The 21127-nt window shown below is 60.5% G+C and carries 18 protein-coding genes; 9 read left to right on the top strand and 9 right to left on the bottom strand.

The genetic code is table 11. The features are described 5' to 3' along the window. Nucleotides 1–210: 210 nt before the first annotated feature. Entirely contained in the window at nucleotides 211–840 is a 630-nt protein-coding gene (locus ACJ8IM_RS07250; RefSeq protein ID WP_033654961.1) for a phosphatase PAP2 family protein, read from the top strand. Between the two features lie 45 nt (nucleotides 841–885). Here the strand turns inward: ACJ8IM_RS07250 and apbC are convergent, their stop codons facing one another. Beyond that, on the bottom strand, nucleotides 886–1998 hold the full coding sequence (apbC, locus tag ACJ8IM_RS07245) for an iron-sulfur cluster carrier protein ApbC (protein WP_033646773.1): 1113 nt from the start codon (nucleotides 1996–1998) through the stop codon (nucleotides 886–888). A 159-nt stretch (nucleotides 1999–2157) separates the two neighbouring features. Here apbC and metG point away from each other — a divergent pair, with 159 nt between their 5' ends. The 8 genes from metG (at nucleotide 2158) to sanA (ending at nucleotide 11912) form a co-directional block, all read left to right on the top strand. After that, the gene (metG, locus tag ACJ8IM_RS07240; RefSeq protein WP_033654962.1) at nucleotides 2158–4185 is read left to right on the top strand and encodes a methionine--tRNA ligase; all 2028 of its coding nucleotides are present in this window, start codon (nucleotides 2158–2160) and stop codon (nucleotides 4183–4185) included. A 222-nt stretch (nucleotides 4186–4407) separates the two neighbouring features. After that, entirely contained in the window at nucleotides 4408–5475 is a 1068-nt protein-coding gene (locus ACJ8IM_RS07235) for a sugar ABC transporter substrate-binding protein (protein ID WP_033654963.1), read from the top strand. 130 nt (nucleotides 5476–5605) lie between these two features. After that, nucleotides 5606–6820 carry an MFS transporter gene (locus ACJ8IM_RS07230; protein ID WP_033654964.1) on the top strand — a complete coding sequence of 405 codons (1215 nt, stop codon included), beginning with the start codon at nucleotides 5606–5608 and terminating at the stop codon, nucleotides 6818–6820. Between the two features lie 138 nt (nucleotides 6821–6958). Continuing rightward, nucleotides 6959–7366, top strand: coding sequence for a CidA/LrgA family protein (locus tag ACJ8IM_RS07225; protein ID WP_033654965.1), 408 nt, complete (start codon nucleotides 6959–6961; stop codon nucleotides 7364–7366). Further along, nucleotides 7363–8058, top strand: coding sequence for a CidB/LrgB family autolysis modulator (locus ACJ8IM_RS07220; RefSeq protein ID WP_033646779.1), 696 nt, complete (start codon nucleotides 7363–7365; stop codon nucleotides 8056–8058). The genes ACJ8IM_RS07225 and ACJ8IM_RS07220 overlap by 4 nt, the downstream gene beginning before the upstream one ends. Nucleotides 8059–8195: 137 nt before the next feature. After that, nucleotides 8196–9080, top strand: a complete 885-nt coding sequence (gene cdd / locus ACJ8IM_RS07215) for a cytidine deaminase (protein WP_033654966.1) — start codon at nucleotides 8196–8198, stop codon at nucleotides 9078–9080. Between the two features lie 221 nt (nucleotides 9081–9301). Continuing rightward, complete coding sequence (locus ACJ8IM_RS07210; RefSeq protein WP_033637726.1) at nucleotides 9302–10999, top strand: NAD-dependent malic enzyme; 1698 nt, start codon at nucleotides 9302–9304, stop codon at nucleotides 10997–10999. A gap of 169 nt (nucleotides 11000–11168) precedes the next feature. Then, the gene (sanA, locus tag ACJ8IM_RS07205; protein ID WP_033637725.1) at nucleotides 11169–11912 is read left to right on the top strand and encodes an outer membrane permeability protein SanA; all 744 of its coding nucleotides are present in this window, start codon (nucleotides 11169–11171) and stop codon (nucleotides 11910–11912) included. A gap of 124 nt (nucleotides 11913–12036) precedes the next feature. Here the strand turns inward: sanA and ACJ8IM_RS07200 are convergent, their stop codons facing one another. The 8 genes from ACJ8IM_RS07200 to ACJ8IM_RS07165 form a co-directional block, all read right to left on the bottom strand. Then, nucleotides 12037–12429 carry a tautomerase family protein gene (locus tag ACJ8IM_RS07200; protein WP_033654967.1) on the bottom strand — a complete coding sequence of 131 codons (393 nt, stop codon included), beginning with the start codon at nucleotides 12427–12429 and terminating at the stop codon, nucleotides 12037–12039. A 239-nt stretch (nucleotides 12430–12668) separates the two neighbouring features. Continuing rightward, a complete protein-coding gene (mglC, locus tag ACJ8IM_RS07195) occupies nucleotides 12669–13679 on the bottom strand; it encodes a galactose/methyl galactoside ABC transporter permease MglC (protein WP_004938953.1) in 1011 nt (336 codons plus the stop codon). An 11-nt stretch (nucleotides 13680–13690) separates the two neighbouring features. Further along, a complete protein-coding gene (gene mglA / locus ACJ8IM_RS07190) occupies nucleotides 13691–15199 on the bottom strand; it encodes a galactose/methyl galactoside ABC transporter ATP-binding protein MglA (protein WP_033637724.1) in 1509 nt (502 codons plus the stop codon). Between the two features lie 99 nt (nucleotides 15200–15298). Next, nucleotides 15299–16291, bottom strand: coding sequence for a galactose/glucose ABC transporter substrate-binding protein MglB (gene mglB, locus ACJ8IM_RS07185; RefSeq protein WP_033637723.1), 993 nt, complete (start codon nucleotides 16289–16291; stop codon nucleotides 15299–15301). 264 nt (nucleotides 16292–16555) lie between these two features. Beyond that, the gene (galS, locus tag ACJ8IM_RS07180; RefSeq protein WP_033646782.1) at nucleotides 16556–17593 is read right to left on the bottom strand and encodes an HTH-type transcriptional regulator GalS; all 1038 of its coding nucleotides are present in this window, start codon (nucleotides 17591–17593) and stop codon (nucleotides 16556–16558) included. A gap of 127 nt (nucleotides 17594–17720) precedes the next feature. After that, nucleotides 17721–18893 (bottom strand): DUF418 domain-containing protein YeiB, encoded by a 1173-nt coding sequence (gene yeiB, locus ACJ8IM_RS07175; RefSeq protein WP_033654968.1) that lies wholly within the window; start codon nucleotides 18891–18893, stop codon nucleotides 17721–17723. Between the two features lie 79 nt (nucleotides 18894–18972). Further along, entirely contained in the window at nucleotides 18973–19638 is a 666-nt protein-coding gene (gene folE, locus ACJ8IM_RS07170; RefSeq protein WP_004938969.1) for a GTP cyclohydrolase I FolE, read from the bottom strand. 244 nt (nucleotides 19639–19882) lie between these two features. Further along, nucleotides 19883–21040: a YbfB/YjiJ family MFS transporter gene (locus ACJ8IM_RS07165; protein ID WP_442516234.1), complete on the bottom strand. Its 1158-nt coding sequence runs from the start codon at nucleotides 21038–21040 to the stop codon at nucleotides 19883–19885. Nucleotides 21041–21127: the final 87 nt, after the last annotated feature.

Here is a 21127-nt window from a genome sequence, read left to right as displayed (position 1 = left end):
TGTTGTGAAGGGGGGGAACTAAAACGCGACAATTATAGGGAGTCGCCGGGGATTGCGCCACTGTATATTACGCGGCGGCGAGCGAATTCGGGCTGCCACGCCACGGGCACGCGGCATTTTAAGAATCTCGCGGCTAGGGCAACGCGCCGTAACGGGTTACACTCCCCGGCGCTGACTTTTGCTCCCCGCCCCCTTTCATCGGAGATTGATGTGCTGGATTGGTATTTTCTGACTTTTTTCGGCGACAGCATGTTGTTGCTGCCCTGCGCGCTGATTCTGTTTTTATTGCTGCTCATGTCTCCCGCCACCCGCGCGGCGGGTTGGCAGTGGGCGCTGATCTTCGGATCCACCGGCGGGGTGGTCTGCCTGTCCAAACTGGCCTTTATGGGCTGGGGCATCGGCAGCGAGCGCTTTGATTTCACCGGATTCAGCGGCCATTCAGCTCTCGCGGCCAGCATCTGGCCGCCACTGCTCTGGACGTTGAGCGGCCGCTTTTCCCACCCGATACGCAGCATCGCTTTGCTGACCGGATGGATATTGCCTTTTACCATCGGCGTGTCGCGGCTGGAAATTCGCGTGCACTCGGTATCAGAGGTGATCAGCGGGCTGATTTTAGGCTACCTGGCCAGCGCACTGTTCCTGTGGTTGCAGCGGAACAAAGCGCGCCCGCATCTCTCCTGGCCGCACTTCGCCATCGCGCTGGCCTTGCCCTTGGCGCTGATGGGGCAGCGGCAGCCGGCCCCCACCCAGGGATTGCTGGAGCATATCGCCAAAACGCTGGCGCAGATCGAACGCCCTTATACCCGGGCAGATTTGCACACCCCCGCCCGCATTCCATAAAAAAACCCGGCGCTTGAGCCGGGTTCTTGCAGTGCGATAGGCAGATTACAGCGCGCGGAACGCGATCTCCGTCGGGATCGCCTCGCCCTGCCAATACATCTGCGCAGCCACGCGACCGGCCAGTTGACGATACATTTCGGCGAATTCGCTGTCCGGGCGGCTGATCACCGTCGGCGTACCGCGATCCAGGTCTTCGCGCAGCGAGATATGCAGCGGCATCTGCCCCAGCAGGCGGCTGTGGTATTTCTGCACCAGCTTCTCGGCGCCGCCGGTGCCGAAGATCGGCTCATGGTGGCCGCAGTTGCTGCAGATATGCACGCTCATGTTCTCCACGATGCCCAGCACCGGCACATGCACTTTCTCGAACATCACGATGCCCTTGGCGGCATCCAGCAAGGCGATATCCTGCGGCGTGGTGACCACCAGCGCGCCGGTTACCGGAATGTTCTGCGACAGCGTCAGCTGGATGTCGCCGGTGCCCGGCGGCATATCCAGCACCAGGTAATCCAGATCCGGCCACAGCGTATCCTGCAGCAGCTGCATCAGCGCCTTGCTGGCCATCGGGCCGCGCCACACCATGGCGTTGTCGTCGGTCACCAGATAGCCGATGGAGTTGGTCGCCAGGCCGTGCGCCATGATTGGCGCCATGTGCTGACCGTCCGGCGAAGTCGGCCGCTCATGTTCGGTGCCCAGCATGTTGGGGATCGACGGGCCATAAATGTCGGCGTCCAGAATGCCGACCTTGGCACCCTCGGCGGCCAGCGCCAGCGCCAGGTTGACGGCGGTACTGGATTTGCCCACCCCGCCTTTGCCGGAACTGACGGCGACGATGTTGCGCACGCCTTTGATGCCGGCCTGGCCGTTGGCGCGTTTCAGCGTCGTGATATCGTGTTTCAGCTTCCAGTCGATGGCGGAAGCGCCGGTCACGCGCAGCAATTCGGGGCCGACGCTCGCCTGCAGCGCCTCAAAACCGCTCTGCCAGGCAAACGGCATCGTCAGTTCGATATGCAGCACATCGTCCAGCAACGCGCAGTGATGAATGGCCTTCAATGCGGTCAGGTTGTTTTTCAACGTCGGGTGTTCAAAGGCGGCCAGTACACCGGTCACCAGGGCGCGCAGAACTTCGGGGTTGGTCTGCTCAGGGGATTTTGCGTTCATCCCGGCTCCTTGATTTTGAATGGGTAGCTTCCGGCTAAGCATATCAGAACTGCGCTGCCGCTGACGCATATAACCTGCAAGAAACCGCCCTAGCAGCGAAGGGCGCGATCGGTTAACATCGAAGGCCCTTTTATTCATTACAGAAAGCAAGTTCTCACTATGGCTCAAGTCGCGAAAAAATTATTGGTGACGTGCGCGCTACCGTACGCAAATGGTTCCATCCATCTCGGCCACATGCTCGAGCACATCCAGGCGGATATCTGGGTGCGTTACCAACGAATGCGCGGCCACGAAGTGCATTTCATCTGCGCGGACGACGCGCACGGCACGCCGATCATGCTGAAAGCGCAGCAGCTGGGCGTGAAACCGGAAGAAATGATCGCGGAGATGAGCCAGGAGCACCAACAGGATTTCGCCGGCTTTGGCATCAGCTATGACAACTACCATTCGACCCATAGCGATGAAAACCGCGAGCTGTCCACCCTGATTTACAGCCGCCTGAAAGAAAACGGTTTTATCAAGAACCGCACCATTTCTCAGCTGTACGATCCGGAGAAAGGCATGTTCCTGCCGGACCGTTTCGTGAAAGGCACCTGCCCGAAATGCAAATCGCCGGATCAGTACGGCGACAACTGTGAAGTGTGCGGCGCCACCTACAGCCCGACGGAGCTGATCGATCCGAAGTCCGTGGTTTCCGGCGCGACGCCGGTGATGCGCGACTCCGAGCACTTCTTCTTCGACCTGCCGGCCTTCAGCGAAATGCTGCAGGCGTGGACGCGCTCCGGCGCGCTGCAAGAGCAGGTGGCGAACAAAATGCAGGAGTGGTTCGAATCCGGCCTGCAGCAGTGGGACATCTCCCGCGATGCGCCTTACTTCGGCTTCGAGATCCCGGATGCGCCGGGCAAATACTTCTACGTCTGGCTGGACGCGCCGATCGGCTACATGGGCTCCTTCAAGAACCTGTGCGACAAGCGCGGCGATCTGGACTTCGACGAGTTCTGGCGCAAAGACTCCACCACCGAGCTGTATCACTTTATCGGCAAGGACATCGTCTACTTCCACAGCCTGTTCTGGCCGGCGATGCTGGAAGGCAGCAACTTCCGCAAACCGACCAACCTGTTCGTGCACGGCTACGTGACGGTGAACGGCGCCAAAATGTCCAAATCGCGCGGCACCTTCATCAAGGCCGGCACCTACCTGCAGCATCTGGACGCCGACTGCCTGCGCTATTACTACGCCGCCAAGCTCTCTTCGCGCATTGATGACATCGATCTCAATCTGGAAGACTTCGTGCAGCGCGTAAACGCCGACATCGTCAACAAGGTGGTGAACCTGGCGTCGCGCAACGCCGGCTTTATCAACAAGCGCTTCGGCGGCAAGCTGGCCGACAGCCTGGCCGATCCGGCGCTGTACCAGACCTTCGTCGACGCGGCGCAGAGCATTGCCGAAGCTTACGCCGGCCGCGAGTTCAGCCGCGCGATCCGCGAAATCATGGCGCTGGCCGATCTGGCCAACCGTTACGTGGATGAGCAGGCACCGTGGGTGGTGGCGAAGGAAGAAGGCCGCGACGCCGATCTGCAGGCCATCTGCTCGATGGGCATCAACCTGTTCCGCGTGCTGATGACTTACCTGAAGCCGGTGCTGCCTTCGCTGACCGAACGCGCCGAAGCGTTCCTCAACGCCGAGCTGAGCTGGGACGCGATCCCGCAACCGCTGCTGGGCCATCAGGTGAACGCCTTCAAAGCGCTGTTCAACCGCATCGATCTGGACAAGGTCAGCGAGATGGTCAACGCCTCGAAGGAAGACATGGCCGCCGCCAAACCGCTGACCGGCCCATTGGCCGATGATCCTATTCAGGAAACCATCACCTTCGACGACTTCGCCAAGGTGGACATGCGCATCGCTCTGATCAAGAGCGCCGACTTTGTCGAAGGCTCCGACAAACTGCTGAAGCTGCAGTTGGATCTGGGTGGCGAATCGCGCCAGATCTTCTCCGGCATTCGCTCCGCGTACCCGGATCCGAAAGCGCTGGAAGGCCGCCTGACCATCATGGTCGCCAACCTGGCGCCGCGCAAAATGCGCTTCGGCGTTTCGGAAGGCATGGTAATGGCGGCGGGCCCCGGCGGGAAAGAGATCTTCCTGCTGAGCCCGGACAGCGGCGCGCAGCCCGGCATGCAGGTCAAGTAACCGCGCCGGCGCGTTACATCAAGGGTCGAGCTTGCTCGGCCCTTTTTTAATGCCTCAAACCCAAGGTTATAAACAGTAAGAAAACGTCATAACCGCTCTGATTCCCTCGCCCGCCGTATCCCGCTATGATGCTCAGCAACAACAAATAGACGTCCAGACAGAAAGACTGCTATAACAGACCTTCACCGGGACCCTTTACCCGCTTTTTTGGAGCCTATAATAATGAAAAACCTCAAGACTTCGCTGCTCGCCCTCAGCCTGCTGGCTGCCCTGCCGCTGCAGGCGGCGGAAAATGCCGCCGTGCCGGCCGCCATCGCTCAGCATCAGGGGCCGGTGCGCATCGCGGTGATCCGCAATCTCGGCTCCGACGACAACACCACGCAATTCTTGGCGGGCGCCATTCAGGAAGGGCGCAAGCTTGGCTTCAAGGTGGACACTTTCCTCAGCAATGGCGACGACGCGCGCTTCCAGGACTTCGTCAACCAGGCTATCAGCCAGAAATATGATGGCATCATTCTCTCGCAGGGGCGAGCCCCCTATTCCACCGAGCTGGTCAAACGCATCGCGGCGGCCGGCATCGCCGTCGCGGCTTTCGATACCGACGTCAGCGGCAGCGTTCCCGGCGTCACCGTCTCACAGCAGGACGACGCTTCGCTGGCCAACGCCTCCTTCGGCCAGCTGGTGAAGGATTTCAACGGCCAGGCCAACATCATCAAACTCTGGGTGGCCGGCTTCCCGCCGATGGAACGCCGCCAGGCCGCCTATCAGCAGCTGCTGAAACAGCATCCGGGCATTCACGAGCTGGAATCGATCGGCGCGGTCTCCTCCGACGTGCAGGGCGATACCGCCAACAAGGTGGGCGCGGTGCTGGCGAAATACCCGAAAGGCAAGATTGACGCCATCTGGGGCACCTGGGATGCCTTCACCCAGGGCGCTTACAAGGCGCTGAAAGAGAACGGCCGCACCGAAATCAAGCTGTACAGCATCGATATCTCCAACCAGGACTTGCAGCTGATGCGCGAGGCCGGCAGCCCGTGGCAGGTCAGCGTGGCGGTGGATCCGAAGCTTATCGGCGCAGTCAACCTGCGCCTGGTGGCCAACAAGATCGCCGGGGAAAGCACGCCGGACAGCTATCAGTTCAAAGCGACGGTCATTCCGCAAGCGCTGCTGCTGGCGCAGCCGGGGCCGGTCAACGTCGCCGGGCTGGCGAAGCTCATCCCCGGCTGGGGCAGCAGCAGCGATTTCGTCCAGCCGTGGTTCGCCACGCTGCAGGCCGAACACGGTAAATAGTGCTGTTTTTGACGAGGCTGGCGACGCAGCCTCTGTTTTTAACCTAATTATCGGCTTTCCCCTTCCGTCCTCGCCAAAATACGCTATGTTATCTGCATCGCCCATAACTGTATGCATAAACAGGCTTCGAATGAAGGGATTCCCCTCGCTGATCAACATACTGCTGGCCAGTTCACTGGTGTTGACCATCGGCCGCGGCGTGACGCTGCCGTTCATCACCATCTACCTCACCGAGCATTTCCATCTGCTGCCGAAGAGCGTGGGCGTGATCCTGGGCGTCAGCCTGACCCTCGGCATCCTTGCCAGCCTGTACGGCGGCTATCTGGTGGACAAATTCAGCAAAAACCGCCTGATCCTGCTGTCGATTGTCTTGTTTGCGCTGAGCTTCTTCGCCATTCCCTGGATCCCGCGCCCCGGCGGCGTCATCGTGGTGCTGGCGATCCTGCATACCTGCTATTCGGTGTTGAGTATCACCATCAAGGCCTGCTTCGCCGACTGGCTGCCGGTCGAGCAGCGCATCAAGGCTTTCTCTATCAACTATACGTTGGTCAACGTCGGCTGGGCGATCGGCTCTGCGCTCGGCGTGCTGGTGGCCGGGCTTAGCCCGCTGCTGCCATTTTATCTGTCGGGCGGGTTGGCGCTGGCGACGGTGGCGGCGCTGAGCCTGCGCTTGCGCGGCCGGGAACAGCGCCCGGCGCCAACCGCCGCCGCACCGGCGGCGCTCCCCAACTTCCGCCAGACGGTGACTATCCTGCGCAGCGATCGGCGGCTTATCTACTTCACTCTCGGCAGCACCCTGGGCGCCGTGGTGTTCGGTCAGTTCACCGGCTATCTGTCGCAGTACCTGATCACCGTCTCCAGCGCCGAGTTCGCCTACAAGATCATCGGGCTGGTAATGATCGTCAACGCCGGCATCGTTATCGCCCTGCAATACTTGCTCAGCCGCGGCATGCGCCAGGAAAACATGCTGCGCTGGCTGGTGCTGGGCACGCTGTTTTTCATCGTCGGGCTGCTCGGTTTCATGATGGCCGGCCAGGCGGTCTGGCTGTGGATGGTGGCGATGGCGGTGTTTACCCTCGGCGAAATCATCGTCATTCCGGTGGAATACATGTTCATCGACTTTATCGCGCCGCCGCATCTGAAAGGCAGCTACTATGGGGTACAGAACCTCAGCGCGCTGGGCGGCGCCATCAACCCGGTTCTGAGCGGTATGCTGCTCAGCTATGCCGCGCCGCCGTTGATGTTCGTGATGTTGATCGTTTGCGCACTGCTTAGCCTGCTGTTTTTCTTCCTTGGCCATCGGCTGGCAGAACAGGCTGCGGCAACCGCCGAAGACGCGCGCTGAATCCGCGCGTAGCGGCCATTCCGGGCTGTCAACCCGCCGATCGGGCATGGCGCCCATAGCGAGAATTCATGGCGCGATCTGTGGCATGGCTCACAGTTTAATTGTATGATGAATGCATCGGTTAAACGGGAAAAGACAATGGCCAACGTGCTCACACTATGCTGGAAATACCTGAGGGCTCTGCTCCTCATCTACCTTTGTCTGTTCGTCGGCAACGCGCTGGCGGCGCTGCTGCCGTTCGCCATTCCCGGCAGCATTCTCGGCATGCTGCTGCTGTTCGCCCTGCTCTCTACCCAGATTATGCCGGCCAAATGGGTTAAACCCGGCTGCCATCTGCTGATCCGCTACATGGTGCTGCTGTTCGTGCCGATCGGCGTCGGGGTGATGAAATACTACGACCAGATCGTCGCGCATCTGGGCCCGCTGGTTATCTCTTGCCTGATCAGTACGCTGATGGTGCTGGTGGTGGTCGGCTATACCTCACATTATTTTCATCGCGAGCGCCGCATCGCCGGCAAACCCGACGACACGGAGGGTAACTCATGATCCATGAAATCTGGTGGTCGCTGCCGCTGACGCTGGCGGTCTATTTCGCCGCGCGCTGGCTGGCGCGCAAGCTGAATATGCCGCTGCTCAACCCGCTGCTGGTTTCCATGGCGGTGATCATCCCGCTGCTGCTGCTCACCGGCATCCCCTATGAGCGTTACTTCCTGGGCAGCAAAATCCTCAACGATCTGCTGCAGCCGGCGGTCGTCGCGCTGGCCTTCCCGCTGTATGAGCAGTTGCACCAGATCCGCGCGCGCTGGAAATCGATTATCGCGGTGTGCTTCATCGGCAGCCTGACCGCCATGATCAGCGGCGGCGCCATCGCCCTGTGGCTGGGTGCCACGCCGGAAATCGCCGCCTCTATCCTGCCGAAATCGGTCACTACGCCGATCGCCATGGCCGTCGCGGACTCACTCGGCGGCATTCCGGCGATCAGCGCGGTCTGCGTCATTTTCGTCGGTATCCTCGGCGCCGTGTTCGGCCATACGCTGTTCAACCTGTTGAAAATCACCACCCACTCGGCGCGCGGCCTGGCGATGGGCACCGCGTCCCACGCGCTGGGCACCGCACGCTGCGCGGAGATGGACTACCAGGAAGGCGCTTTCGGCTCGCTGGCGCTGGTGATCTGCGGCATCATCACCTCGCTGCTGGCACCGTTCCTGTTCCCGGTGCTGCTGCACCTGTTCAGTTGAATAGGGTAAAACTTGCGATACATCTCGCATTTATGTATCTCATTGCACTAATTTCATCAATTAAGAGACATTAATCACACTTTAATGTCTCTGGCCTGCCTAGAATGTTATCCCGTTAACCTGTAGAGAGACTTTCTATGCACCCGCGTTTTCACACCGCGTTCAGCGCACTGCCCGCGACACTGCAATCCGCCCTGCAGCCCTATCTGGACGCGCCTGACTTTCCGGCGATGTTCACGGCCGAGCAAGCGGCGGCGATCCGCACAGGCTGCGGGCTGGACGATGATGCGCTGGCATTCGCGCTGCTGCCGCTGGCGGCGGCCTGCTCGTTAACCCCGATATCGCACTTCCACGTCGGCGCCATCGCGCGCGGGCAAAGCGGCAACCTCTATTTCGGCGCCAATATGGAATTCAGCGGCGCACCGCTGCAGCAAACCGTGCATGCGGAACAGTGCGCGGTTACCCATGCCTGGCTGCGCGGCGAACCGGCGCTGGCCTCGGTCACCGTCAATTACACGCCTTGTGGCCACTGCCGTCAGTTTATGAATGAGCTGAACAGCGGCGGCGAACTGCAGATCCGTCTGCCGGGCCGCGCGCCGGCCACGCTGGCGGACTATCTGCCGGACGCCTTCGGCCCGAAAGATCTGGATATCGCTTCGCTGCTGATGGACGAGGTCGATCACGGCCACCGGCTGACGCTGGACGACGCGCTGGCACAAGCGGCGCTGGCGGCGGCAAATCAGAGCCACGCGCCGTACAGCAACGCCCACAGCGGCGTGGCGCTGGAAACGGCGGACGGCATCATCTACGCCGGCCGCTATGCGGAAAACGCCGCCTTTAACCCGAGCCTGCCGCCGCTGCAGGCCGCGCTGATCCTGCTGAACATCTCCGGCGGCGACTGCCTGAACATCCGCCGCGCCGTGCTGGCCGAACCGCAGGAGGCGATCATCAGCCAATGGGACGCCACCCGCGTCACCCTGGCGGCGCTGGGCTGCCAAAACGTCAGCCGCGCCGCGTTCTAAGCGCTCAACGGCGGAGCCATCCGGTTCCGCCGCTAACAGCCCCGCCCGCCAAATACAATGCCCCGACGCCGCCGGAGACACTTTCTTTAGTTAAAAAATCATTTGATTGTCGATAATTACGCCAACCTGGTTCATCATCTGGCAACAAATGCTGTACATCTGCTCTTTATCTTTTAGGATCGTCGGCAATAAAGTTATCTGATACGTGAAGAGTAAAACTGATGGAACTAGAATACGAAAGCAAACGCCCGCTCTACATCCCTTACGCCGGCCCGATTCTGCTGGAATTTCCGCTGCTGAACAAAGGCAGCGCTTTCACCGAGGAAGAACGTAGCCACTTCAACCTGCACGGCCTGCTGCCGGAAGCGGTGGAAACCATCGAAGAACAGGTGGAACGCGCCTACCGTCAGTATCAGGATTTCAAGAACGATAACGACAAGCACATCTACCTGCGCAACATCCAGGACACCAACGAAACCCTGTTCTACCGCCTGCTGGACTCGCACCTGAGCGAGATGATGCCGATCATCTACACCCCGACCGTCGGCGAGGCCTGCGAGCACTTCTCCGATATCTATCGCCGCGCGCGCGGGCTGTTCATCTCCTACCCGAACCGCGATCGCATCGATGACATGCTGCAAAACGCCACCAAGCAGAACGTCAAGGTGATCGTGGTCACCGACGGCGAGCGCATTCTCGGCCTGGGCGACCAGGGCATCGGCGGCATGGGCATTCCGATCGGCAAACTGTCGCTGTACACCGCCTGCGGCGGCATCAGTCCGGCCTACACCCTGCCGGTGGTGCTGGACGTCGGCACCAACAACCCGCAGCGCCTCAACGATCCGCTGTACATGGGCTGGCGCCATCCGCGCATCTCCGGCGAGGAGTACCACGCCTTCGTCGAAGAGTTTATTCAGGCGGTCAAACGCCGCTGGCCGAACGTGCTGCTGCAGTTCGAAGACTTCGCGCAGAACAACGCCACCCCGCTGTTGAATCGCTACCGCGATGAGATCTGCTGCTTCAACGATGACATCCAGGGCACCGCCGCGGTCACCCTCGGCAGCCTGATCGCCGCCAGCCGCGCCGCCGGCAGTCAGCTGCGCGATCAGACCGTCACCTTCCTCGGCGCCGGTTCCGCCGGCTGCGGCATCGCCGAGCAGATCATCGCGCAGATGAAGTCCGAAGGGTTGAGCGAAGACGAAGCGCGCGCCCGCGTGTTCATGGTCGACCGCTTCGGCCTGCTGACCGACAAACTGCCGAACCTGCTCGACTTCCAGAGCAAGCTGGTGCAGAAGAGCGACAACCTGGCCGGCTGGGAAACCGCCAGCGATGCCATCTCGCTGCTGGACGTGGTGCGCAACGCCAAGCCGACCATTCTGATCGGCGTGTCCGGCCAGCCGGGGCTGTTTACCGAAGAGCTGATCCGCGAGATGCACAAGCACTGTGAACGCCCTATCGTGATGCCGCTGTCCAACCCGACCTCGCGCGTGGAAGCCCGTCCGGAAGACATCATCAACTGGACCGACGGCGCCGCCCTGGTGGCGACCGGCAGCCCGTTCGCGCCGGTGAGCTATAAAGATCAGCTGTACCCGATCGCCCAGTGCAACAACTCCTATATCTTCCCCGGGATCGGCCTCGGCGTGCTGGCCTCCGGCGCCACCCGCGTCACCGACGCCATGCTGATGGCCGCCAGCCGCGCGCTGGCGGACTGCTCGCCGCTGGCCACCGACGGCCACGGCGCGCTGCTGCCGAATATCGACGATATTCAGGGCGTGTCGAAGTGCATCGCCATGGAAGTGGGTAAAGCCGCGCAGCTGCAGGGCGTGGCGATCGTCACCTCCGAAGACGCGCTGTCGAAAGCCATCGAACACAACTTCTGGCGGCCGCAATACCGCAGCTACAAGCGCACCTCGTTCTGAATGGCGCGCTGAAATGACCCAGCCCGGCTCCGCCGGGCTTTTTTGTGCGGCAAAAACGCCGAAAAATGCGGCGGCGCGCGTGCTTCAGGCGGTTCGCGTCTTGCGTAGGTCGGTCAGGTAAAGTAGCCTTGATCCATCTTTTTCAGCCCGGCGCGCGTAAGGCAACAACATGTGGAAACGCCTGATCATCAGCCTGTTCATCTTCATTGCGGTGTTGATGGGTTCGGCTATTGCGCTCGATCGCTGGATCAGCTGGAAAACCGCGCCTTACGTCTACGACGAACTGCAGGCATTGCCGCACCGCCAGGTCGGCGTGGTGCTCGGCACCGCCAAGTATTACCGCACCGGGGTGATCAACCAGTACTACCGTTACCGCATTCAGGGGGCGATCAACGCCTATAACAGCGGCAAGGTGAAATACCTGCTGCTGAGCGGTGACAACGCCCAGCAAAGCTATAATGAGCCGATGACCATGCGCCGCGATCTGATCGCCGCCGGCGTGGCGCCGAGCGATATCGTGCTGGACTACGCCGGCTTCCGCACCCTGGACTCCATCGTGCGCACCCGCAAGGTGTTCGACACCAACGATTTCATCATCATCACCCAGCGCTTCCACTGCGAGCGCGCGCTGTTCATCGCCCTGCACATGGGTATTCAGGCGCAGTGCTATGCGGTGCCGTCGCCGAAAGACATGATGACGGTGCGCGCCCGCGAGATCTTCGCCCGCCTGGGCGCGCTGACCGATCTCTATATCCTCAAGCGCGAACCGCGCTTCCTCGGCCCGCTGATCCCGATCTCCGCCATGCACACCGTGCCGGAAGACGCCCAGGGCTATCCCGCCGTTTCGCCGGAACAGCTGGTGGAGCTGGAGCACAAGCTGAAAGAAGAGAAGCAGAAAGCCAAACAGCCTTAATCATCCGGCAGAGGGTTTTACACGCGCCCCCAGCAATACGCTAAAAGGGCGTATTATGCGAGAAAACGCCGTGTTAACGAATACCGGATGATTTGCGTAAAGCCCCTCTACGTACGCTGACAGCTTATTGCGACATTGAAAGTGGGGATGCCCTTCTGCCACCGCCGAATGAACTATTCAAACGGTCCAATTCAATGAAGAGGACCATCAGGTCATTGCTGTCCAGTCCAATCAGGGCGAGTTCCTGTACCAGTGACTGTAAGAGTAATTGTTTGCGGGCATCGGGGGAGCCAGAGGAAAGCATAGCTTCAATCAACACGAAGTTAGCGCTGCGGGGGGATTCCAGATCGGGATAAGTGGGATCCACATATAAATCGTCTTCCTCAAGACTGATAAAGCGCTGGAATTGATCGTTCGCAGGATAGCCGGTTTTTACTACCGCCGCGTGAATAGCTGATGAAATTCTTTTCTTATCAAGCGTATTACGTCTTTTCAGCGTAATGGTAAATACAGGCATAGTTTGCTCCCTGAGAACGGTAGATAAAACCAGTTTACTGACTTCATGTCATGTTGGTAGCCCGAAAACTGTGTCACGCTGTAACCAACCCAACCTCAAGATCGGGCAATATCCCTTACCCGAAACCACCCAGCCAGCCATTGCCAAATAATACCTTATTATTTTGCCTAGCCCCGTACACCGCCCAACGTAACAAGGCCGGCAATAGGCCGGCCTTTGTCGTCTGCGAAGTGGTAAATCTACTTCTTCTTGGCGTATTTCAACGAGTCCAGCGCCACGGCGAAGATGATGATGCTGCCCTTGATGATGTACTGCCAGTACGGGTTGATGCCGATATAGGTCAGGCCGTAGTTGATGACGGTGAAGATGATCACCCCGGTCACCACGCCCCACACCGTACCCACCCCGCCGGCGAAGGAGACGCCCCCCACCACGCAGGCGGCGATGGCGTCCAGCTCGTACATAAAGCCGAGGTTATTGGTGGCGCTGCCGATGCGCCCCGCTTCCAGCAGGCCGCCGAAGGCGTAGAACACGCCGGACAGCGCATAGATCATGATCAGGTTCAGCGGCACGTTGACCCCGGACACCTTGGCCGCTTCCGGGTTGCCGCCGATGGCGAAAATGTTCTTGCCGAAGCGGGTCTTGGTCCACAGGATCCAGACGAATATGATGGCGATCAGCGCATAGAAGGTAATGTACGACAGCTTAAAGTCGCCGAAGCGCAAGAAGCCCTGGGCAAAGGTGGAGAACTTCGGATCGAAGCCCGCCACCGGCGAAGCGCCGACCGAATCGTAATACAGCGAGTTGATGCCGTAGACGATGATCATGGTGCCCAGGGTGGTGATGAACGGCGTCACGTTGAGATAGGCGATAATCAGGCCGTTAACCAGGCCGATCACCGCGCCGACCGCACACACCAGCAGGATAACCAGGGGAATCGACCAGGTTTCCATGTGCGGGAACACCTTGTTGACGTTATCCATCGACTGCAGCAGCGTGGCCGCCACCACCGCCGCCAACCCCACCTGCCGCCCGGCGGACAGGTCGGTGCCCTGGGTCACGATCAGCCCCGCCACGCCCAGCGCGATGATGATGCGCACCGAAGACTGCGTCAGGATGTTGCTCAGGTTCATCAGGCTGAGGAAAGTCGGATCCTGAATGATGATGATGGCCAACAGCACCAGCAACACCACGTAAATGCCGCCTTCCTTGAAATAGGTAAATAAGGTTTTTTTATTTAGCGCGTTCATAATTCCGATCCTTAAAGGTGCAGGGAGGCGAGACGTAAGATTTCATTTTGCGAGGTCTGTTTGGTGTTAACGATGCCCGCAACCTGACCATTGCTCATCACCAAAATACGGTCGGTGATCCCCAAAAGCTCCGGCATTTCGGACGAGACGATAATGATCCCCTTGCCCTTCTTCGCCAGTTCGGTCATCAGCTGATAAATCTCGAACTTGGCGCCCACGTCGATGCCGCGCGTCGGTTCATCCAGCATCAGGATCTCCGGCTGCGTCAGCAGCCAGCGGCCGATGATCACCTTCTGCTGATTGCCGCCGGACAGCGAGCCGATATGGGTGTGATGCCCCGGCGTTTTCACCCGCATGGCGTCGATCACCCACTGGGTGTCGCTCTTCATCCGCGCGTTATCCAGCAGGCCGAGCTTGTTTTTATAATTGCGGATATTGGAGATCAGCGAGTTGAAGCCCACGTCGAGGTAAGCGTAAATCCCGGTGGATCGGCGCTCTTCGGTCACCAGCGCAAAACCGTGGTTGATCGCTTCGTTGGCGCTGTGGTTATCGATCGCTTTGCCGTGCAGCTTGATGGTGCCCGCCACCTTTTCGCGAATGCCGAACAGCGTCTCGACGATATCGGTGCGTTTGGCGCCCACCAGCCCAGCGATGCCGAGGATCTCGCCTTGGTGCAGATCGAAGGACACATCGCGGATCGAAGGTTGACGCAGCGACGTCAGGTTTTTCACCTCGAGGATCACCTCACCCGGCGTGTTCTGCCTGTCGGGGAAGCGCTGGCTGAGCGAGCGGCCGACCATCATGGCGATGATCTTGTCCATATCCAGCCCTTCCAGCGGTTGGGTGGCGATCCATTGCCCGTCGCGCAGCACCGTTATCTCGTCGCACAGCTGGAAGATCTCTTCCATCTTGTGCGAGATATAAACGATGCCGCAGCCGCGCTCTTTCAGCTTGCGGATAATGGTGAACAGGTGATTGACCTCTTTCTCCGTCAGCGAGGAGGTCGGCTCATCCATGATGACGATTTTGGCGTCGTAGGAAAACGCCTTGGCGATCTCGATCATCTGCATCTGCGACACCGACAGGTTGCCCACCTTTTCGCGCGGGTTGATGTCGATATCCAGCTCGTCGAAGATCGCCTGGGTGTCTTTGAGCATTTTTTCCTGATCGACGAACAGGCCTTTGGTCGGATAGCGCCCCAGCCACATGTTGTCCATCACGGTGCGCTGCAGCACCAGGTTCAGCTCCTGGTGCACCATGGAAACGCCGTGCTCCAGCGCTTCTTTCGAACTCTTGAAATCGATTTCCCGGCCCTGAAATACAATGCTGCCGCTGTCTTTTTTATAAATGCCGAACAGGCATTTCAGCAACGTCGATTTCCCCGCGCCGTTCTCTCCCATCAGGGCGTGAATCGAGTGCGGACGGACGCGTAAATTGACATTGTCCAAGGCTTTGACGCCGGGAAATGACTTACAGATATCCGTCATTTCCAGCAGAAATTCGCGTGAGCTATCGGCCATAAATACACCTGGCTTAACTGTCTTGCAGTCGTAAACATCCCCGCCGGCGGTATTCCTGGTGTTGGCGCCGCAGGCGGGGTCTTAGCGGGATCTCAATTCTTATTTAACAAACTGAGACAGGTTGTCTTTATCTACGCCGACGTAAGGAATACGCACGACTTTATTTTCGATTTTATATTGGGTGCCTTCGGTGGCCGGTTTGCCCGCCGCCAGGTTCTTCGCCAGCTCGAAGGTGGCTTTCGCCTGGTTGTCGGCGTCGTTCAGCACCGTGCCCGCCATCGCGCCGGATTTCACCAGCGCCAGCGCCTCAGGCAACGCATCGACGCCAAACACCGGGATAGTGGTCTTGTTATGCGCTTTCAGCGCCTCCACCGCGCCCATCGCCATGGCGTCGTTGTTGGCGATCACCACTTCAATCTTGTTGGCGTTCGGGCCGGAGAGCCAGGCGTCCATCTTGTCTTTCGCCTGCGCGGTATCCCACATCGCGGTATCCATCTGTAGCTGCTGGGTCTTGATGCCTTTCTCGTTCAGCGTTTTCACCACGTAGGTGGTGCGCGCTTCGGCATCCGGGTGGCCCGGCTCGCCTTTCAGCAGCACGAACTGGATCTGGCCGTCTTTGTTCAGATCCCAGGCCGGGTTGGCTTGCCAGTGTTTGGCGATCAGCTCGCCCTGGATCACGCCGGATTCTTTGGAGTCGGTGCCGACGTAATATGCCTTCTCATAGCTGTCCAACGCCTTGCGGGAAGGCTCTTTGTTGTAGAACACCACCGGGATATCGTTTGCGCGCGCCTTATCGATAACCACCGGCGCCGCGGCCGGGTCGACCAGGTTGATCGCCAGCGCTTTCACGCCCTTGGCCAGCAGCACGTCGATCTGATCGTTCTGCTTGGACTGGTCGTTCTGCGAGTCATTCATCAGCAGGGTGACGTCCGGTGAAGCCTTGGCGTCTTTCTCAATAGCCTTGCGCACCACCGACATGAAGTTGTCGTCGTATTTGTAAATCGTGACGCCAATACGGGTGTCAGCATGGGCTGCGGCGCCAAACATCATGGCTGCGGCCATGGCGGCCAGGGTGAAAACCTTCTTATTCATTGTCAGTCTCCGGTTCTGTGTAGGGTATTACTCGTCTTTGAGCCAATGGTCACCGGCAGTGCGCACACCCCAGGCCAGGCGATTTCCACTCAACACCTGCCGTCCGTGGATTTTGTTATTTCCGAGAAATGCTGTGTCAGCGCGAGATAAAGGTTGCAGCGGCAAGGGCCTTTGCGCCGGAAAACGCCTAGAGCATAGACGGCGTGATGTTAATATTCTGTGAATTTTCTCACAGATTGAAAACGGTTACACAAGATTAAATCGTCAGAGAGTGACCGTCGCCTCACTTTGCCAGGGGGCGACAGAATGGCGCCGCACCAGCGTCGGCATGAACAGATGAGCGGCCTGCGGCTCCGTCAGGCCTGCCGCGCCCTGCAACGCCAGCTCGGTGGCCAGCGTGGCCATCGAGACGATCGGGTAGCGCACCGTGGTAAGCTTGGGGCTGGTGTAACGCGCGATGGGGATGTCGTCGAAGCCGATCAGCGAGAAATGCTGCGGCACCGTGATACCGTTTTCTTTCAGCACCGCCATGGCGCCGGCGGCCATGGCGTCATTGTAGGCGAACACCGCGCTCAGCTGTAAGTTGCGCCCCAGCAGCTCCACCATCGCCGCCTCGCCGCCCTGCAGATCCGGCGAACCGTAGGCGCGCCAGTTGTCGGGCGTGGCCAGCCCGGCGGCGGCCATCGCCTGTGCATAACCCTGCTGGCGCAGCGGCCCGTCTTCGATCGGGTGATTGGAGCCCAGATAGCCGATGCGCCGATGGCCCTGCGACAGCAAAAGACGCATCGCCATTTCCGCGCCGCAGACGTTATCCAGCCCGACGCAGCGCGGCTCATAGCCGGGAATAATCCGGTTGATCAGCACCATGCCCGGCACCTGCTCCAGAAAGCCGATCAGCTCGGCGTCGCTCAGGGCTTTGGCGTGAACAATCAGGGCGTTACAGCGCTGGCGAATCAGCACTTCGATCGCGTGGCGCTCTTTGTCCGCCTGATGATAGCTGTTGCCGATCAGCAAGTATTTGTGGTGTTTCTGCGCCACCGTGTCTACCGCTTTCACCAGCGCGCCGAAGAACGGATCGGAGACGTCCATCACCACCACGCCCAGGGTATCGCTGCTTTGGGTCGCCAGCGCCTGCGCGTTGGCGTTGGGGCGATAGCCCAGCTCTGCCACCGCCTGCAGCACCTGCTCGCGCGTCTCCTTGCTGGTCAGCGCGCTGTGGTTCAACACGCGGGAGACGGTCGCCACGGAGACCCCGGCGCGTTTCGCCACGTCGCGGATGGTGATCGGATGAACTGGAGGCATGCGGGATCCTGAAATCGGGGTAGTGGCCGGTGGCGCTATCCTACCCCGATTGGCCCGCTGCTCTGCGTGAATTACGTCACAGGAAAGAAAACGTTTACATACATTTTTTTAACCTGCCAGCGGGCGCTCACTTCAGCGTTTTGGGTTCCGCTTCGCCGGCGGCCAGCTGCGTTAGCTTGCGCCACAGCCACTCCATCGGCCCCTGTTCGAAGTAACGCAGCCACAGTGCGGAAAACGCCAGGTTGGCCAGCCAGACCAGCGGCACGAACGCCAACAGCTGCAGCCGGTCGAACTGCTCATAGAGGCCAAAGCGATAAAACAGCGTGGTGCAGATCAGCGTTTGCAGCAGGTAGTTGCTCAACGCCATGCGCCCCACCAGGGTCAGCCAGTGGGCGATGCGCATGCGCGACAGCGCGGGCCAGAAACCGTAACACAGCGCCAGATAGCCCATCGCCTGCAGCGGGGCGCCCAGCTCGCGCGGCACCTGCAGCAGGAAACCGCTCCAGCGATAGTCCCAATGCACCTGCCATTGCAGCGCCACCGCCGGCAGCTGGATCAGCACCGAAAGCGGCAGCAGCCACGCCGCCTGCCGCAGGTAATAGCCGGAGGAATAACTGCCGCGCAGCCAGCCGCTGCGCATCAGCCCGGCGCCGAACAGCATCAGCCCCGCCAGCTCCCAGCCATACTGCGCGCCGATGGCCAGCAGGCTGGACGAGAGCAGATCGACACGGCTGCGCCAGGCTTCGAAACCGCCCTGCAGCTTCCAGAACTTCTCGTACTGCAGCTCCGCCGCGCCCGGCTGCCAGAAGCTGCCCGGCTCACCGTGCGAGACGAAGCCGAGCAAAAGCAGCACCGCCACGCCGATCAAATACAGCACCACGCCGGTTTTCAGCAGTTGGAAGGTTTCTTTGGCTTCGCGGATCATGCGCCAGCACACCAGGCCGATCAGCCCGTAGGCCAGCAGAATGTCGCCGTCCCACAGGAAGATGGCGTGCGCAAGGCCGAACAGCAGCAGCCACGACAGCCGCGCGCGGATCCAGCTTTTGCCGCGCCGCAGCAGCATTTGCAGCCCGGCGCCGAACAGCAGCGCGAACATCGCCAGGAACTTGGCCTGGGCGAACAGATCGAGCAGCGCCCAGGTCCAGGCGTCGCGCGATGACGGCATGCCCAAATAGGCCGGGTTGAGGTAGGCGGCCTTCGGCAAGCCGAAGGCGCTGATGTTCAGCAATAAAATGCCGAGGATGGCGATGCCGCGCACGCAGTCCAGCGTGGCGATGCGCGGCAGAGGGTGACTGTTCATTTTTTATCGCTGTCTTCCGCTCATGAAAAAGGCGCCCGCAGGCGCCTGTTGTCGTCGTGCGGGTCGCCCCGCAACGCCATCACCCCTGGTGATGACGCACCGCACGCAGGAACTCCTGGCGGGTATTCTGGCTGGACTTGAACAGCCCCCCCAACGAAGTGGTGGTGGTGGCGCTGGTCGCGTCGCGGATGCCGCGCGCCTTGACACAATAATGGACCGCATCGATCGATACCGCCACGTTATTGGTGCCGAGCAGGGTCTGCAGCGCCACCAGGATCTGCTGGGTCAGGCGCTCTTGCACCTGCGGACGCTGGGAGAAGAACTGCACGATGCGGTTGATCTTCGACAGGCCGATCACCGAGTCTTTCGGGATATAGGCCACGGTGGCCTTGCCGTCGATGGTCACGAAGTGGTGTTCGCAGGTGCTGGTCAGCGTGATATCGCGCACCGTCACCATCTCATCCACCTTCATCTTGTTCTCGATAACGGTGATTTTCGGGAAGTTGGCGTAGTCCAGCCCGGAGAAGATCTCGTCGACATACATTTTGGCGATGCGATGCGGCGTCTCCGCCAGGCTGTCATCGGACAGATCGAGGTTCAGCAGCTGCATGATTTCGGTCATGTGCTCTTTGATGCGGCGCTTGCGCGTTTCGCGATCCAGCACTTCCCCGCGCAGCGGCGTCTCCAGACCACGCTCTTCCAGCGCCGCATGCACCAGCGCGGCTTCTTTACTTAATGATGTCATGTATTTGTTCTCCTGCGGACGGAACCCGCCGGCGGCCTGGTAGGGCGTGCGGCCGGCGAATTGCTTGCTCTCGTGACGGCAGAGTTTTCGTGGTGGATAACGTGAACCCGGTCAAGATTTTGCCCCCACTGTAGATGAGAGCGCGGCGATTATCCAGTGATTGTGCTTCATCCGCAGGTGAAATATTCGCATTTAGCACAATCAGGCCGGCTGCGGGATTCCACGCTTTTTGTATGGATTTCAATCACCGCATCGCCGTTTTTTGCGCCAACCGCCGCGCCGGGGTATTCACCACCAGCGCACCGGCCACCAACAGCGCCGCCACCGCCACGTACAGCGCCGGCTCCAGTCGATGGGTCAAGGCGGTCGACAGCGCCGACAGCATCGGCCCGACCAGTTGGCCGATCGCATAACCGGTGGTCAGCAACCCGGCCATGTAGCGCGCATGGCGCGGCGCCAGTTCACGGCCGTGCTGAAGGGCGAGCTGCACCACGCAGAGGAAGCCGCCGCCGGTCAGCAACGCCCCGAGCGCCAGGCCGGCCACGCCCGGCACCACTTCGGCGCTCAGCACGCCCAGCGCCTGTATCCACAGCGTGATCGCCAACCGGGTCTGGGTAGTGAGCCGATGGCGGGTCAAAATGCCGATAACGATCCCCAGCACCGCCGCGCCGCCGAACACCGGCCAGACGAACTGCGCGAACAGGCTGCCGGGAAAACGCGCCGCCGCCATCTGCGACAAGAACGTCGCCGGCAGGATGTAGCCGAACCCGGCCAGGCTGTAGCTCCACACCAGGCGTTTGAGCGCCGGCGTCAGCAGCAGCGGTTCCGGGGCCACGTCCGGGCGATGCAGCTCGCCGCTGCGCGGCAGAAAGGCGCTAATCGCCCCCACCAACGCCAGCGCCGGCACGCCATACACCAGCCAGGCCTGCGCCGCCGTCAGCCCCAGCGTGTTGATGCCCACCGCCAGCATGCCGCTGAGGAAGATACCGACGCCCGGCCCGGCGAACACCGCCGCGCTCAGCGCCGGCCGGCCGTAGTGCGCCAACCGCTCATTGGTCCAGGCCGCCACCAGCACCATCGCCCAGCCGCTGGCCCAGCCGATGACGAAGCGCAGCGCGCCGTGCGTCCATTCATCCTGCGCCAGCGCCGACAGCAGCGTCAGCGCCACCGCGCCCCACACGCCAAGCCACAGGCGCCGCTCGACGTGGCGCGTGGCGCGCATCGCGTCGTAGGCGCCGCACAGATAGCCCAAATAGTTGATCGCCGCCACCAGCCCGGCGCCGGTCAGTGTGAACTGGTGTTCCGCGATCATCAGCGGCACCTGGGGGGTGAAAGCGAAGCGGCCGATGCCCATCGCAACGATCAGCGCGGCAAAACCGCTCAAGGCAATACGTAAAGCCATATCGGCATCCAAAAGGTTAAAAGAAAGTTGCCAGTATCATGCCGCAGTATTAAACTCACAAAAACTGAATAATACTAATCAAGTTCA

Source organism: Serratia sp. CY33525, assembly GCF_052169115.1.
In the GTDB taxonomy this organism is placed as follows: Bacteria; Pseudomonadota; Gammaproteobacteria; order Enterobacterales; family Enterobacteriaceae; genus Serratia; species Serratia sarumanii.
This window is presented reverse-complemented; position numbering and strand designations above follow the sequence as displayed.